Source organism: Delftia sp. GW456-R20, assembly GCF_001622915.1.
Classification (GTDB): domain Bacteria; phylum Pseudomonadota; class Gammaproteobacteria; order Burkholderiales; family Burkholderiaceae_C; genus Comamonas; species Comamonas acidovorans.
The window spans coordinates 795591-809330 of the sequence record NZ_LWCN01000005.1; the positions used below are offsets into that span (position 1 = coordinate 795591).

At 69.5% G+C, this 13740-nt stretch carries 12 protein-coding genes; 11 read left to right on the forward strand and 1 reads right to left on the reverse strand.

Annotated features, from left to right (window positions below; genetic code table 11):
* Positions 1–55 precede the first annotated feature (55 nt).
* From A4F85_RS27455 to A4F85_RS27500, 10 genes are all read left to right on the forward strand, one after another.
* A complete protein-coding gene (locus tag A4F85_RS27455) occupies positions 56–970 on the forward strand; it encodes a transporter substrate-binding domain-containing protein (RefSeq protein WP_034397150.1) in 915 nt (304 codons plus the stop codon).
* Positions 967–1785, forward strand: coding sequence for a transporter substrate-binding domain-containing protein (locus A4F85_RS27460; protein ID WP_063328402.1), 819 nt, complete (start codon positions 967–969; stop codon positions 1783–1785). Before A4F85_RS27455 ends, A4F85_RS27460 begins: the two co-directional genes overlap by 4 nt.
* Positions 1782–3311: an FAD-binding oxidoreductase gene (locus A4F85_RS27465; RefSeq protein ID WP_063328403.1), complete on the forward strand. Its 1530-nt coding sequence runs from the start codon at positions 1782–1784 to the stop codon at positions 3309–3311. The genes A4F85_RS27460 and A4F85_RS27465 overlap by 4 nt, the downstream gene beginning before the upstream one ends.
* Complete coding sequence (locus A4F85_RS27470) at positions 3308–4579, forward strand: aminotransferase class I/II-fold pyridoxal phosphate-dependent enzyme (RefSeq protein WP_063328404.1); 1272 nt, start codon at positions 3308–3310, stop codon at positions 4577–4579. Before A4F85_RS27465 ends, A4F85_RS27470 begins: the two co-directional genes overlap by 4 nt.
* Positions 4576–5325, forward strand: coding sequence for an amino acid ABC transporter permease (locus A4F85_RS27475; RefSeq protein ID WP_063328405.1), 750 nt, complete (start codon positions 4576–4578; stop codon positions 5323–5325). Before A4F85_RS27470 ends, A4F85_RS27475 begins: the two co-directional genes overlap by 4 nt.
* Complete coding sequence (locus A4F85_RS27480; RefSeq protein WP_013800582.1) at positions 5315–6136, forward strand: amino acid ABC transporter permease; 822 nt, start codon at positions 5315–5317, stop codon at positions 6134–6136. The genes A4F85_RS27475 and A4F85_RS27480 overlap by 11 nt, the downstream gene beginning before the upstream one ends.
* Positions 6123–7010 carry an amino acid ABC transporter ATP-binding protein gene (locus A4F85_RS27485; protein ID WP_063328406.1) on the forward strand — a complete coding sequence of 296 codons (888 nt, stop codon included), beginning with the start codon at positions 6123–6125 and terminating at the stop codon, positions 7008–7010. The genes A4F85_RS27480 and A4F85_RS27485 overlap by 14 nt, the downstream gene beginning before the upstream one ends.
* A 25-nt stretch (positions 7011–7035) precedes the next feature.
* The gene (locus A4F85_RS27490) at positions 7036–7707 is read left to right on the forward strand and encodes a cysteine dioxygenase family protein (protein ID WP_063328407.1); all 672 of its coding nucleotides are present in this window, start codon (positions 7036–7038) and stop codon (positions 7705–7707) included.
* Positions 7704–8927 carry a cystathionine beta-lyase gene (gene metC, locus A4F85_RS27495; protein ID WP_016454426.1) on the forward strand — a complete coding sequence of 408 codons (1224 nt, stop codon included), beginning with the start codon at positions 7704–7706 and terminating at the stop codon, positions 8925–8927. The genes A4F85_RS27490 and metC overlap by 4 nt, the downstream gene beginning before the upstream one ends.
* Before the next feature lie 681 nt (positions 8928–9608).
* Entirely contained in the window at positions 9609–9878 is a 270-nt protein-coding gene (locus tag A4F85_RS27500; protein ID WP_063328408.1) for a hypothetical protein, read from the forward strand.
* A 426-nt stretch (positions 9879–10304) separates the two neighbouring features.
* On the opposite strand, the gene A4F85_RS27505 is transcribed toward A4F85_RS27500, so the two are convergent.
* Positions 10305–12515, reverse strand: coding sequence for a rhodanese-like domain-containing protein (locus A4F85_RS27505; RefSeq protein WP_063328409.1), 2211 nt, complete (start codon positions 12513–12515; stop codon positions 10305–10307).
* A 234-nt stretch (positions 12516–12749) separates the two neighbouring features.
* On the opposite strand from A4F85_RS27505, the gene A4F85_RS27510 reads away from it, so the two are divergent.
* A complete protein-coding gene (locus A4F85_RS27510; protein ID WP_013800577.1) occupies positions 12750–13739 on the forward strand; it encodes a tripartite tricarboxylate transporter substrate binding protein in 990 nt (329 codons plus the stop codon).
* Position 13740 lies beyond the last annotated feature (1 nt).

Below are 13740 nucleotides of genomic sequence, written 5' to 3' on the forward strand. Positions count from 1 at the left end.
AGGCCCAGGCCCCGCAAGACGGGGCCGGGCCTTCCGTTCCCTGATGGATTCACGCATGCCCCGCCTTCTTCCCCCCCTTGCCGCCGCCCTGGCCCTGCTGCTGGGCGCCGGTGCCGCCCACGCCGATGCCACGCTGGACAAGATCAAGCAACGCGGCAAGCTGTCCGTGGGCATTGATGGCGCCAGCCCGCCGTTCGGCGTGCTGGACCCCGCCACCGGCAAGACCGGCGGCTACCAGACCGAGCTTGCCGCCGACATCGCGCGCCGCCTGGGCGTGCCGCTGGAGACGGTTCCCGTGACGGCCTCCACGCGCGTGCAGTTCCTGCAAAGCGGCAAGGTGGACCTGTTGATCGCCAACATCCAGTGGACGCAGGAGCGCAGCGAGATCCTCTCGTTCGCTCCCACGCCCTATGACCTGATCGGCGGCGGCGCCCTGGTGGCCAAGGCCAGCGGCATCAAGCGCTGGGAAGACCTGCGCGGCAAGGTGGCCTGCGTGTCGCAGGGCAGCAACTTCGCCAAGCCCCTGGCCGAGAGCTATGGCGCCGTGGTCAAGGGCCTGCGCGGCATTCCCGAGTCGCTGCTGGCGCTCAAGGGCGGCACCTGCGCGGCTTCGGTCCATATCCAGCCCGCGCTCTATGAAAAGCTCACCGGCCCGAATGCGGCCGAGTGGAAGGACTTCGAGCTGGGCACGCAGGACCAGTTGATTCCCTCGCCCACCGTGGTGTGGACGCGCCGCGGCGAGGCCGACACCCAGGCCTTCGTGGACAAGGCCATCCAGGACTGGCACCGCACGGGCTTTCTGCTCAAGGTGGCCCGCGCCAGCGGCGTGCCCGACACCTGGATCGCCGAGCGCCACGAACGCGCGCTGAAGGGCCAGTTCGACCGCGCGCCCTACGACTTCGCGGTGTATGCGGCAGCACAGGCCGATGCGCAGGCAACCCAGGCCGCCGCCAAGGGAGCCAAGCCATGAAGCCGACTCGCACCGCACTGGCGGCCCTGCTCGCCCTCACGGCCCTGGCAGCCCATGCCGACGCCACGCTGGACCGCATCAAGCAGCGCGGCAAGATCGTGGTGGGGGTGATGCTTTCGGGGCCGCCGTTCGGCACCATCGACCCCGTCACGCAAAGGCACGTGGGCTACAACGTGCAGCTGTCCGAAGGCGTGGCCAAGGGCCTGGGCGTGGGTGTGGAGACCGTGCAGGTCCAGCCGTCCAACCGCGTGCAGTTCCTGCAGCAGGGCAAGGTGGACATCCTGATCGCCAACATGCAGTGGACGCAGGAGCGCAGCGAGATCCTGTCCTTCGTGCCCACGCCGTTCGAGGAAGTCGGCGGCGCCGCCATCGCCAAGAAGGGCAGCGGCGTGCGCCAGTGGGACGACCTGCGCGGCAAGCCCGTGTGCGTGTCGCAGGGCAGCAATTTCACCAAGCCGCTGGCCGATCAATACGGCGCCCAGATCAAGGCCTTCCGGGGCCAGCCCGAGTCGCTGCTGGCCCTCAAGGGCGGCAACTGCGCGGCCGCCGTGCATGTCAGCCCCACGCTGCGCGAACTCGTGGCCAGCAATGCGGACTGGAAGGACTACGAGATCGCCTCGCCCGCCGACATCATTCCCTCGCCCTCGGTGATCTGGCTGCGCAAGGGCGATTCCGACACGCAGGCGGCCATCGACCGCATCGTGCAGGACTGGCACCGCACGGGCTGGCTGATCGAGGTGGAGCAGCGCAACGGCATGACGCCCACGCCGCTGCTGCACCAGCTGCACGACAAGTTCAGGAAGGCGCCCGCATGAGCACCCACACCAGCACCAGCGGCCACATCACCGGCCCCGCCGACCTGGTCACCGCGCTGCGCCACGCCCTGGGCGGTGCCCATGTGCTCACGGGTGCCGATGCGGCCGGCTACCTGACCGACCAGCATGGCCGCCTCACGGGCCAGGCCCTGGCCGTGGCACGGCCTGCCGACACGGCCCAGGTGGCGCAGCTGGTGCGCCTGTGCCGCGCCCACCGTACGCCCATCGTGGCCCAGGGCGGCAACACCGGGCTGATGGGCGGCGCCACGCCCGACGCCTCGGGCCACGCCGTGCTGCTGTCGCTGGCGCGCCTGAACCGCGTGCGCGCCATCGACACCGACAACGACACCCTGACCGTGGAAGCCGGCGCCGTGCTGGCCCATGTGCAGCAGGCAGCGCGCGATGCGGACCGGCTGTTTCCCCTCAGCCTGGGCTCCGAGGGCAGCTGCACCATTGGCGGCAATCTGTCCACCAACGCGGGCGGCACCCAGGTGCTGCGCTACGGCAACGCGCGCGAGCTGGTGCTGGGCCTGGAAGTGGTGACGGCCGAGGGCGACATCTGGGACGGCCTGCGCGGGCTGCGCAAGGACAACACCGGCTATGCGCTGCGCGACCTGTACGTGGGCAGCGAAGGCACGCTGGGCATCATCACGGCGGCCACGCTGCGCCTGCATCCGCTGCCCCGCGCCCAGCACACGGCCCTGCTGGCCTTTGGCTGCATACGCGATGCGGTGGCCTTCCTCAGCCAGGCGCGGGCGGGCTTCGGTGCCAGCCTGACGGCGTTCGAGCTGATGTCGGACACGGCCCTGGGCCTGATAGCCCGCCATGTGCCCGAGCAGCCGATACCTCTGGCGCTCAACGCGCCCTGGTTTGCGCTGATCGAGCTGTCCGACAGCGAGGGCGAGGACCATGCGCGCCAGCGCTTCGAGTGCGTGGTGGGCCAGGCCTTCGAGGACGGCCTGGTCACCGATGCCGCCATTGCCGAGAGCCTGCAGCAAAGCCAGGCCCTGTGGCGGCTGCGCGACCAGGCCCTGGGCGAGGCCCAGCGGCGCGACGGCCGCAACATCAAGCACGACGTGTCGGTGCCCATCTCGCGCATCCCCGACTTTCTTGCGGCCACGGCCGCGCTGCTGCAGGCGCGCTTTGGCGCCGTGCGGCCCGTGGCCTTCGGGCACCTGGGCGACGGCAACCTGCACTACAACGTGTCGCACGCGCCGGACAGCACGCCCGCGCAGCTGTTTGCCCAGGAAGACGCCATCCACGAGGTGGTGCACGACAGCGTGCACGCCCATGGCGGCTCCATCAGCGCCGAGCACGGCGTGGGCCAGACCAAGCGCGACCTGCTGCCCCGCTACAAGAGCGCCGTGGAGCTGCAGCTCATGCGGCGTCTCAAGCAGGCCTTCGACCCGCTGGGCCTGCTCAATCCCGGCAAGGTGCTGCAAGCCCTGCCGGACGATTTGCCGCACGACTTGCCGCAGGTTTCTCCAACGCCAGCCGCCGCACTCCAGGAAGGCCCCACGCCATGACCACGCCCTTTCCCCTTTCGCAGCGCGTGCAGCGCGTCAGGCTCTCGCCCAATGCCGCAGCCAGCGCGCGGGCCACGGCCCTGGCCCGCCAGGGCCGCGACATCATTGCGCTGACCACGGGCGAGCCCGATTTCGACACGCCCGAGCCCATCAAGCAGGCCGCCATCGCGGCCCTGGCCCGCGGCGAAACCAAGTACACGCCCACGCCCGGCACGGCCGCGCTGCGCCAGGCCATCAGCGCCAAGTACCGGCGCGAGAACGGGCTGGACTTCGACGCCGGGCAGATCATCGTCAGCAACGGCGGCAAGCAGGTGATCTACAACGCGCTGGCGGCCACGCTGGACGCGGGCGACGAGGTCATCGTGCCCGCGCCGTACTGGCCTTCGTTTCCCGACATCGTGCGCGTGAACGACGGCACGCCGGTCATCGTGGACTGCGGCATTGAGCAGGGCTTCAAGCTCACGCCGGCCGCGCTGCAGGCCGCCATCACGCCGCGCACGCGCTGGCTGGTGCTGAACACGCCGGGCAACCCCTCGGGCGCCGTCTACAGCCGCGAGGAACTGGCCGCCCTGGCCCAGGTGCTGCGCCAGCACCCGCAGGTGCTGGTTCTGCTCGACGAGCTGTACGAGCACATCTGGTTCACGCCCCAGGCCCCCGCGCACTGGCTGGCGGTGGCCCCCGACCTGCGCGAGCGCACGCTGCTGGTCAACGGCGTCTCCAAGACCTATGCCATGACCGGCTGGCGCATCGGCTGGGGCGCAGGCCCGGCCGCGCTGGTGCAGGCCATGGTGGTGATCCAGTCGCAGGCCTCGTCAGGCCCCAATTCCGTGGCCCAGGCCGCAGCCACGGCGGCGCTGCAGTCGCCCGACCAGAGCTTTGTGCAGCAGGCCCGCAACGCCTATGCGCGGCGCGCGCAACAGGTCACCCAGGCGCTGGACCAGGTGCCGGGCCTGGCCCTGCTGCCGCCGGGCGGATCGTTCTTTGCCTTTGTGCACTGCGGCGCGCTGATAGGCCACCTGCGCCCGGACGGCCAGCCCATCGCCAGCGACACCGACCTGACCGAATGGCTGCTGGAGTCCGAAGGCGTGGCTGCCGTGGATGGCGGGGCCTACGGCCTGTCGCCGTACTTCCGCATCTCCACCGCTGCCAGCGACGAGGTGCTGGCCGAGGCCACGGCCCGCATCGCACGCGCCGTGGCCGCGCTGAAAGACCCCGCTGCACAAGCGCAAGCGCATGCACAGCCGGCCGCCCTGGAGGCCGTGCCATGAACGACAGCCTGCTTGCCCAGGGCGTGCAAGCGCTCAAGGGCCTGGGCCTGAACTACGCCTTCGTGCTGGACGTGGCCGAGCGCCAGGCCTTTGTGCGCGGCATGTTCGTGACCGTGCAGCTGGCCCTGCTGACCATTGCCGGCAGCCTGGCGGCCGGCGTGGCGCTGGCGGCGGCCCTGACCTCGGGCCGCGCCTGGCTGGCACGGCCTGCGCGCGCCTTTGTGGAGGTCACGCGCAATACGCCCACGCTGGTGCAGCTGTACTGCGCCTTCCTGGTGCTCAACATGCTGATCACCCAGCAACTGCGCGACTGGGGCGCGGGCAACAACCCGCTCACGCCCTTTGTCTGGGTGGTGATCGTGGTCTCGCTGCACAAGGGCGTGTTCCATGCCGAGGCGCTGCGCGCCGGCATCGAGGCCGTGCCCGCCACCACGCTGGAGGCGGCGCGCTCGCTGGGCTTTTCGCAGCGCCAGCTGCTGGTGCGCGTGCAGCTGCCGCTGGCCCTGCGCTTTGCCCTGCCCTCGCTGACCAACAACCTGGTGGACCTGGTGAAGATGACGGCCGTGGCCTCGGCCATTGCCGTGGGCGACGTGACCTACGAGTCCATCATGATCTGGTCGCAGCGCGACAACGTGCTGGAGCTGCTGCTGCTCATCCTGCTGTGGTTCGGCCTGCTGACCTGGCTGGTCAGCCTGGCGGGCCGCTGGCTGGAACAACACCTGAGGATGCCCGGCTATGGCCAATGAAGCCACCCTGAACACCGGCGCCGCGCCCCGCCCGCTGCCCGCCGCCCTGCTGCGCGCGGCGCGCAGCCCCTGGCTGATCGCGGGCGCCGCACTGCTGGCCCTGTGCGCCTGCTGGGCCGCCACGGACAGCGCCCCGCCCGCCTTCGTGCACCTGTGGAAATGGCTGCCCGCGCTGCTGCGCGGCCTCCTGGTCAACATCGAGATCAGCGTGCTGGCCGTGGCCATCGGCACCGTGGCCGGCCTGGTGCTGGGCGCCCTGTCGCTGTCGCCCACGCCGGCCGTGCGCACGGGCGTGCGCTGGTATGTGCAGCTGTTTCGCAATGCGCCCATCCTGGTGCTCATCTACTTCACCACCTATGTGTTCCCGTTCGAGCTGAAGCTGGTGGGCTGGACCTTTCCGTTCCCCGACTGGGTCAAGGTGGTGCTGGGCCTGGCCCTGCCCACCAGCGCCAACGTGGCCGAGATCTTCCGGGGCGCCATCCAGTCCATTCCCAGCGCGCAGTGGGAGGCGGCCCAGTCGCTGGCCTTTCGCCGCAGCGAGATCTTCCGCCTCATCGTGCTGCCGCAGTGCGTGCGCCGCATGCTGCCGCCGTGGATGAACCTCTACGCCAGCATCACCATGAGCACCTCGCTGGCCTCGCTGGTGGGCGTGCACGACGTGGTGGACACCGCCCAGATCGCCAGCAACACCGTGGCACGCACGGACTTCACCATCCTTGTGTATTTCACGCTGCTCGCGCTGTTTTTCGCCTATTGCTATCCCATCGCCCGGGCAACCCGGGCATTGGAGCGACGCCATGAACGCCACTGACTCCTTTCTCTCCCAACTCGCCACGGCCGATGCCCCCGCAGGCACGGCGCCCGCCCTGGTCCACCTGCAGGATGTGCACCTGTCCTTTGGCGACAACCAGGTGCTCAAGGGCATCGACGTGCAGGTGCGGCGCGGCGAGGCGGTGACCATCATCGGGCCCTCGGGCTCGGGCAAGTCCACCATCCTGCGCTGCATCACCGGCCTGCTGCGGCCCCAGCGCGGCGCCATCTCGGTGGCGGGCACGCGCGTGGACCAGCTGCGCACCGAGGCCGAGCTGATCGCCCTGCGCAAGCGCGTGGGCTTCGTCTTCCAGCAGTACAACCTGTTCCCCCATCTGTCGGTGCTGGAGAACCTGGTCATCGCCCCCACGCGCGTGGTCGGCCGCGACCGCGCCACGGCCGAGCGCGAGGCCCGCGCCCTGCTGCAGAAGGTGCGCCTGGACCACAAGGAATCCGCCTACCCCGGCGAGCTGTCCGGCGGCCAGCAGCAGCGCGTGGCCATTGCGCGCGCCCTGGCCATGCGGCCCGAGCTGATCCTGTTCGACGAAGTGACCTCGGCCCTGGACCCCGAGACCGTGGGCGAGGTGCTGACCGTGATCCGCGACCTGGTCAGGGACGGCATGACCTGCGTGCTGGTCACGCACGAAATGCGCTTTGCCGAAGAGGTCAGCGACCAGGTCTATTTCACCGAGGCCGGCCGCATCGTCGAGCACGGCCCGGCCGCCCAGATCTTCGGCAGCCCGCGCAGCGAGCGCACGCGCGAATTCCTGCAGCGCGCCCTGGGCGATGGTGCACGGTCCAGGCCTGCGCCAGCCGCCCCGGCCACACCGGCCACAGCGCCGCTGCCCTTCAACAGCCTGCGCTTTGCCCTTTGATCCCCCACCTCCAGGAGCACATCCCATGACCGCAGAAACAACGACTGAAACCCCGGCCGGCACAGGCGCAGATACAGGCACCCATACAGACGCCGCCGCCCGGCGCCGCCAGGCCGTGGACGCCGCCCTGGCCGACGTGCGCCAGCTGCTGCAGGCCGGCGCGCCCGACCGCAGCACCCTGTCGGCCATCACCGCACGCCTGGAGCAGCTGGCCGCGCACAAGGCCTTGTTCAGCCGCGCGGACTTTCCCCCGCCCGCGCAGACCGAAGGCGTGGGCGCCTCCACGCGCTACCGCCTCAACCCGGCCGATGGCGATGCGGGCCTGGCCCTGTACCTGAACTCCATCAACCCCGGCAAGACCACGGCCCCGCACAACCACACGACCTGGGCCGTGATCGTTGCCGTCGAAGGACAGGAGCTCAACCGCCTCTACGAGCGCACGGACGACCGCAGCGACCCCGCACGCGCCAGCATCCACCTGGCGCGCGAATTCACCGTGCAGCCGGGCGCCTCCATCGCCTTCCTGCCCGATGACATCCACAGCATTGCCGTCGTGGGCGAGCGGCCCACGCTGCACTTCCATCTCTACGGCCAGCCGCTGGAAACCCTGAGCGGCCGCGTGGCCATCGACCCCGACACCGGCGAAATCAAGAACTACAACGCCGCCTACTTCCGTCCCAGCGAGGCCGTGGCATGAGCATCCCCCAAGACAAGCAACGGCCCCTGGGCCCGTCGACCCGCCTGCTGCACGCAGGCACGCCGCCGCTGCAGGGCGGCTCCGGCCCCGTCAACGTGCCCGTGGTGCGCACCAGCACCGTGCGCTTTGCCGACAGCGCCGCCTACGCCGACCTGCACCACCGCCGCGAGGCCGGCGAGCGCGTGGCCTCCTACGGCCGCCACGGCCTGGACACGCACCGCGCGCTGGAAGACGCCGTGGTCGCGCTGGAGGGCGGGCACCGCGCCTTTCTCACGCCCTCGGGCCTGTCCGCCATCACCCTGGTGCTCATCGCCCTGCTCTCGCCCGGCGACCATGCCCTGGTGGCCGACAGCGTCTACTCGCCCGTGCGCCGCGTGGACGCCACCTTGCTGCAGCGCCTGGGCATCACGCTGGAGTACTTCTCGCCCTCGCGCGACGATCTGGCCGGCAAGATCCGCCCCAACACCCGCCTGGTCTACCTGGAATCGCCCAGCTCCCTGCTCTACGAGGTGCTGGACCTGCCCGCCCTGGCCGCCGTGGCGCGCCAGCACGGCATTGCCGTGGCCACCGACAACACCTGGAGCGGCGGCTGGTTCTACCAGCCCCTGGAGCACGGCGCCAACCTCTCCATCCAGGCCGCGACCAAGTACATCGCCGGCCACTCCGACGTGATGCAGGGCATCGTCATCACCGACGGCCCCGCGCTGTCCAAAAAGATATCCACCGCCTACGAGGCCCTGGGCCTGACCATAGGCGCCGACGACGCCTACCTGGCACTGCGCGGCCTGCGCACCCTGCCCGTGCGCCTGGCCCAGCACCAGCGCCACGCCACCGAAATCGCGCAATGGCTGGAGCAGCAGCCCCAGGTCGGCCGCGTCTTCTACCCGGCCCTGCCCTCCGATCCCGGCCATGCGCTGTGGAAGCGTGACTTCAGCGGGGCCAGCGGGCTGGTGTCATTCGCGTTTGCCGAAGGGGTGGACGCCGGTGCCGGTGCCGTGTTCGTTGACTCGTTGCGGCAGTTTGCGCAGGGGGCTTCCTGGGGCGGGTACGAGAGCCTGGCGCTGGTGGCGCAGCCTGAGAGGTTGCGGGAGCACAGTGTGTGGACGGGGACTGCGCCTGTGGTGCGGCTGCATGTGGGGCTGGAGGATCCTTTGGATTTGATTGCGGATCTGGAGAGGGGGTTTGGGGGGGTGGTGGAGCGGTTCAGGTTGGCTGCCTGAGCTTCCTTTTTGACTCTGTCGCGCCTCTGGCGACAGAGGCCGGGTCTCGGCCCGGCAGCCGACTGCCCTTTCTTGATTCGCCAAGAAAGGTCAGATCAAAGAAGGCGACCCGGATGTCCGCGACCCTCCGCTTCGCTGCGGGCAACCTGCGTCGTGGCGGTTGCGGGGTTCGCCGTGAAACTCTCTTCGCGCTGCGCGCTACGTTCAAACATCACGGCGAGTCAGATCACGAAGCAGTCCTGTCCTTCGGCAGGACTGCAACCCCGCAACCACCACGCCGCAGGCGCTGACATACGGGGAGTTTGCCCGGGCCGTCGCTGCGCTCGGCCTTTTTTTTGAGCGCGCTTGTCGTCCAAAGCCTCTATCATTTCGACCGGCCCCCTGTTCAGGGGCTGGTGCGTAAGAACACCGATCGCAGCTGGTGCTGGCCTCCCCATCAGAGAGGCCTTGTCGCGTCTGAATACTTCGGATCGTGGGGCATTCCCACGTCCATCAGTTTTGGACGGGATGGGGCTACCCGCAAGGATGTCCGCACGGCGTTGCACGTGTTCTTAACATCCCGTCCACCTGCTCATGCGTAAGAACATGCGTTGGTGACTGAAGACTCGCAACGGAGCACGCAACCATGCATACAGCGTCCATAAGCCTCGCAACCCTCACCATCACACGGAGGGTCAGGCCATGAAGCAGGAAACACGATCCACCAGCGCCAGAACCACGCAGCTGAACTTCTCCATCACCGAGGTGAACCGAATGGTCCAGATGAGCTGCAACGAGGTCTCTTCCATCTCCCAGCTCGCCCAGGCATGGCTGCTATCACCCGAAGGCCTGCGCGATACGGACGTGGTGACCAACGCCTTGCGCACCATTCAGCACAGTGCAGAGCGGCTAGCCACCTACGTGGAAGACGAGATCTATCTTCTGCGCAACACCGCCAAACCCGAGGTCTGAAGCAGTAGCCTCAGCCCACGAAAACAGCCGAGCGCCACAATGGCGCGTCGGCTGTTTTGCATTTCCGGCTGTTGGCTGTTGGCTGTTGGCTGTTGGCTGTTGGCTGTTGGCTGTTCCCCAATCTCCCCCCTTCTGCCCACGCCTGCGTTGGGCGGGATGCGGGGTGGCAAGCCTGCCGAAGGACAGGCTTGCTTCGTTGTCTAGCTCGCCGTGATGTTTGAGTGAAGCGCGCAGCGCGCAACGAGTTTCACGGCGCACCCCGCATCCCGCCCAACGCAGGTCGCCCGCAGCGAAGCGAAGGGTCGTGGGCAGTTCGGGGCGCGCTTCTTTGCCTACTTTCTTATCGCGCGATAAGAAAGTAGGTCGGCCGCCGGGCCGAAACCCGGCCCCGAAAGACAACCACCCGGCAGGGACAAAAAAAGCAACTCAGACAGGCACCAGCCGAATCTCAGCAGCCCACCCATCCCTCTCCAACTGCCCCACCAACCCCAACTCCCAATCCAGATAAGCCCGAAACCCCGCATCCCTCAACCCCAGATCCCGATGCGCATAAGGGCTGTACCACTGGTCATCATCCCCCGTCAGCACATCCGCATCCCCCTGCCCCAACGGCAGCCCGGCAGCAGCCCAGGCAGAAGTGCCGCCCACCACGGAGCGCACATCGCGCCCCGTGCGCGCCGCCAGTTCGGCCGCCACGCTGCGCGCCAGCACGCCGTCCGGCGAGGTCAGTACCACGACCTGGGCCGGCGGCAGGGCCTGCACGAAGGAGGGCAGACGATCAGGCACGGCAAAGCGCGCGCCGGCGATGTGCTGCTTCTCGAAGGCGGGGCGGCTGTCCACGTCGAAGACGATGGCACGGCCTTCGCCCAGCAGTTCCTGCGCCTGCTGCACGGACAGCTGGGGCGCAGGCGCGTGGGAGGCGAGCACACGCATGGGTTCGGCGCCGACCTCCAGGGTGGCCAGCGCGGGCGGAACGTAGGTGAAGACTTCCCAGCCCAGCTGGGCCAGCCAGGCGCCGGTGGTGAGGGCGCGCACGCCGTCCCAGTCGGCCAGCACGATGCGTGCGCCGCGCGTGGCCGCGTATTCGTCGGTGGCCTGCACGAGCTGGCCGCCCGGCGCCCAGCGCCAGCCAGGCAGGTGACCGGCCTGGTATTCCTCGCGGGTGCGCACGTCGAAGCGGTAGAGCGTGCGTTCGGTGGCTTCGGACTCGAAGCGGGCCAGTTCGGCCGCATCAATGGATTGCACGCCCGCGCGCTGCGCCACGCTGGCTGCGCGCTCGCGGGCGGTGGCCAGGGCGACGGCGCCGGGCTCGGGCAGCGGGGTGCGGCGGCCATGGGCCAGCCTGCGGCCGGTGAGCAGCCAGTCCATGGTGCCGTTGCGCAGCGAGACGACCGGGTTGGGGATGCCGGCGTCGATCAGGGTCTGCGCACCCACGATGGAGCGCGTGCGGCCCGCGCAGTTGACGACGACCAGGGTTTGCGGGTCCGGGGCAATTTCGCCGATGCGGTAGACCAGTTCGGCCCCCGGCACGCTGAGCGCGAAGGGCAGGCTGAAGGCCGCGAATTCCTCGGGCGTGCGGCTGTCGACGACGACGATGTTGTCGCCGCGCTGCACGCGCGCGCCCAGCTCGTCCGAGGTGATCCAGGGCGTGTGCTTTTCATGCTCGATGACTTCGCCGAAGGCCTTGCTGGGCACGTTCGTGCCGCTGAAGATTTCCAGCCCCTCGGCCGCCCAGCCTTCGGTGCCGCCTTCCAGCACGGAGACGTTGGGCCAGCCCAGGCGCACGAGCTTGGCGGCGGCTTCATGGGCCAGCGTGCCGTCGCCATCCACCAGCACGATGCGCGTGCCGCGGCGCGGCACCAGGCGGTCGATGAGCTGCTCCAGCCGCCAGGCCGGGGCCGGCGCCGCGAACAGGATGTGGCGATGTGCGAAGACACCGGCCTCGCGCACGTCGAGCACGGCGATTTCCTCGCCGTCGGCCAGGGCCTGCCGGAGCGCGGCGGGCGTGACCAGCGCATGGCGAATCGACTTGGGCGGGCCGAAGGTGCGGAAGCTGCCGCCCTCCAGGCTCTCGAAGACCACGCGCTCGGGCATGCGCTCCAGGCCGCGCCCGTAGAAGTGCAGGTGCAGGCCGGGCTCCTCGCCGATCAGCTCGATGGTGTGCACGTCGGTGGGCGTGAGCACCACCGAGGTTCCGCTGCCCACATCGACGCTGCGGCCCACCGCCAGGGTGTCGCGCAGCGGGTCGTCGGTCTTGCCGCGTGTGAAGAACACGTTGCGCTCCACGCCTTCGACGCCCGCGATGATGGCCCAGGTGGTGTGGTCATGCGGCGGCTGGGACTTGCCCGGCAGGCCGGTGGACAGGTACAGCGCATAGCGCCCGCCCAGGTCTTCGCTGAGGCGGTAGACCTGGGCCGGGTTGCTGGCAGAGACGGGGAAGTGCGCATGCGGGAACAGTTCGCGCTGCAGGCCCAGCGCCTCCAGCTCGCGGGCCACGGCCTGCAGTTGCTCGGGCGTGGCGTGCTCCGGGTTGGGGAGCAGGCGCCGGGCCGTGGCGATGAAGCCCGTGATGGCGGCTGCGCGGCGGCTGGCCACGTCGCTGCCGCTGAAGTCGATGGAGAGATGGGTCTGTGTCATGGGAGTGCCTGGGAGGACGTTCGCGGGAGGACACGAAGTTAGGCCTCTCCCGCCCCGGCGCCAACGACGCATTGCAGATATGGATATGAGCTTTGGGCACTGCGCGCGCATGCGTGGCGCAAGCGTGACGCACGTTGTGCGGCAGCCGCATATGCATAGCCGCAATGCTTAGTTCACGCCGTGCCAGGAGCCTCCCAGACTGCGGGCATCGACTCTCTGCACTCCGGCACTCCCATGATCCGCACCCCGTCTGCGCTGCGCGCACTGCTGCTTCCCCTGTTCTCCGCCCTGGCCCTGCACGCGCCGGCGGCCCTGGCCTCGGCCGACAGCTTTCCGAACAAGCCGGTGCGCATCATCGTGCCCGTGGCGCCCGGGGGCAGCGCCGACAAGCTCACGCGCACGCTGGCCGACAAGCTGGCCGCGCTGTGGGGCCAGTCGGTGGTGGTGGAGAACGTGGCCGGGGCCAGCGGCACCATCGGTGCGGCCAAGGTGGCCAAGGCGGCGCCCGACGGCTACACCCTGCTGCAGCAGGGCGAGGGCCTCACGCTCAACGGCCTGCTGTTTGCCCAGTTGCCCTACGACACGCAAAAGGCCTTCACGCCCATCATCAAGGCCGTGGTCAATCCGCAGGTGCTGGTGGTCAACCCCGGCACGGGCCTGAACACGCTGGGCGACTACCTGGCCCGCGCCAAGGCCAAGCCGCAGAGCATCAGCCTGGGCCTGCCCGGCAATGGCGGCATTGCCCATGTGGCGCATGAAATCCTCACGCAGGAGACGGGCGCCAAGGTCAACTACATCCCCTACCCGGGCGGTGGCCCCGCCTCGCTGGACGTGCTGGGCGGCCATACCGACGCCACGCTGATCACGCTGGCCGCCGTGACCGAGTACGTGCGCGCCGGCAAGCTGCGCGCCCTGGCCGTGACCACGCCCTACCGCTCCGACGCCCTGCCCCAGGTGCCCACCATGGCCGAGGCCGGCGTGCCCGGCTTCTCGGTGGAAAGCTGGCAGGGCTACTTCGCGCCGGCCGGCACGCCCGCGCCCATCGTCGCCAAGATCAACCGCGACCTGCAGACCGTGCTGCAGGCCCCCGATGTGCGCGCGCAGCTGGAGCACATGGGCTTCAAGGTGGCGGGCGGCTCCCCGGCCGACCTGGGCCAGAGCCTGCAAAGCGAGCGCCCGCGCTACGCCCGCGCGATCCAGTCGGCGGGGTTGTCGCTGCGCTGAG